General features: G+C 45.5%; 1 protein-coding gene. It reads left to right on the top strand.

Going from position 1 to position 356, the window contains the following annotated elements; genetic code table 11:
• Nucleotides 1-356 (top strand): hypothetical protein (locus tag F0U44_RS24515; protein ID WP_223163841.1); only part of this gene is annotated, 356 nt, incomplete at both ends.

Here is a 356-nt window from a genome sequence, read left to right as displayed (position 1 = left end):
CGGAGAACGTAGACCGCCACCGCCTGAAAGACATACCCGAGACTATAATGTCACGGATGACTATAGTGGATATGAGTCTGAGCACCGACCCCGTAGGTTCCGCTCACGTTTTGTTAGAAGTCACCAACAAGACAACGATTCTGATACAGAACAAAGTATTCGTTCAGGTAAAACAGAAAAACAAGAGAAGGAAAAAGAGAAAGTCGTAGATACAGAAGATGCTACCAGAGGACCTCTAAGCGGCATTTTCAGGCTAAGCGATTGTCCACGAGTAATGCAACGAATTATGGATGCAGAAAGTGGAAAGAAGAAAGAGAAGAAAGAACCTCCGCCACCACCTAAGCCCGTAGTTCAAC

Origin of the sequence: Nocardioides humilatus (genome assembly GCF_008373755.1) — a bacterium.
GTDB lineage: Bacteria > Actinomycetota > Actinomycetes > Propionibacteriales > Nocardioidaceae > Nocardioides > Nocardioides humilatus.
This window is presented reverse-complemented; position numbering and strand designations above follow the sequence as displayed.